Source organism: Pseudonocardia halophobica, assembly GCF_027922425.1.
GTDB lineage: Bacteria > Actinomycetota > Actinomycetes > Mycobacteriales > Pseudonocardiaceae > Pseudonocardia > Pseudonocardia halophobica.
In genome coordinates, this window is record NZ_BSFQ01000118.1 from 1 (window position 1) to 1,282 (window position 1,282).

2 protein-coding genes are annotated in these 1,282 nt (G+C 65.2%); both read right to left on the reverse strand.

Translation table 11 applies throughout. The annotated features are described in order from the left end of the window. Nucleotides 1–39: 39 nt before the first annotated feature. Entirely contained in the window at nt 40–912 is an 873-nt protein-coding gene (locus PKE99_RS37550; RefSeq protein WP_156068122.1) for an IS3 family transposase, read from the reverse strand. Nucleotides 913–920: 8 nt separating this feature from the next. Next, nucleotides 921–1,214, reverse strand: a complete 294-nt coding sequence (locus tag PKE99_RS37555; RefSeq protein ID WP_037054773.1) for a transposase — start codon at nt 1,212–1,214, stop codon at nt 921–923. Nucleotides 1,215–1,282 lie beyond the last annotated feature (68 nt).

The window sequence follows — 1,282 nt, forward strand, 5'->3', positions numbered from 1 at the left end:
TGAGCTTGGCCCCCAGCGCCGGACACTGACGGTGTGGGGTCAGTGATCTGGGTGTGGTGGGGTGTGGGCTGCTTCGAAGTCGACCGGGGAGAGCATTCCAATGCTGGAATGCCGCCGTAGCGGGTTGTACCAGCACTCTATCCATTCGAAGATCGCAGTGGCAAGCTCGGTGCGGGTTCCCCACTTCTTCGAGTCGAGAAGCTCAAGTTGCATCGTGCCCCAGAACGACTCGACCAGGGAATTGTCGTAGCAGTCGCCGATCGACCCCATCGACGGCACGAGTCCGGCATCGACGAGTCGCCGACCGAAGGCCCATGAGGTGAATTGCGAGCCGTGGTCGGAATGCAGGATCGTGGCCTGCCGCTCTGGTCGGCGTCGCGTGATGGCCATTCCCAGGGCGTCACTGACGAGTTCGGTGCGCATGTTGTCGTCGATGGACCAGCCCACGACGCGCCGAGAGAACACGTCGATGACCGCAGCGCAGTAGACCTTCCCTTCTCCGGTGGAGTGCTCGGTGATGTCGGTGCACCAGATCTCGTCGGGACCGTCGACCACGAAGTCGCGGTCGACGAGGTCGTCGTACGGGTCGGCGTGCTGGTCGCGCACGGTGCAACCGCGGCTTCGGCGCCTATAGAGACCCTGGATCCCGGCTTCGCGCATGAGCCGGGCGACCCGCTTGTGGTTGACCGCCAGGCCCAGCCCGAGGGTGAGCTCAGCGTGCACCCGCGGCCACCCGTAGGTGCCGCGAGACTCGGCGTGGATCCGCTCGATGTGCTTGAGTAGCAGCTCGTTCTCCTGCGTCCGGGGCGATCTCACGCCGGAACACCATTCGTAGTAGCCCTGGCGGCGCACGCCAAGGACCCGGCAGGTCACCGCGACGGAGAAACCGTCGTCGGCGAGTTCACGGACCAGCGGGAAAACTACTTTGGGAGGACGTTCTCCCGGGCGAAATAGGCGGCAGCACGCTTGAGGATCTCGTTCTCCACCTCAAGCCGGCGAGCCTTCTTTCGCAGTTCAGCTAGCTCCCGCTTCTCGTTGCTGGACAAGCGCGTCGAGTTGGAGTCGCCCTCATCGGCGTCGGCCTGGGCCAGCCAGTTTCGCAGGCACGACTCCGAGATCGACAACTCCTTGGCGATCTCAGCGATCGGCTTGACCTTCGAGCGAGCGAGGTCGACGGCGCGCTGCCGGAACTCCGGCGGGTGAGGAGCGGGCACGGACGACATCCTTCCCGGCGGACGGCGTCCGCCTCAGGGCAGGTGTCCGGCGTCAGGGGCCAAGCTCA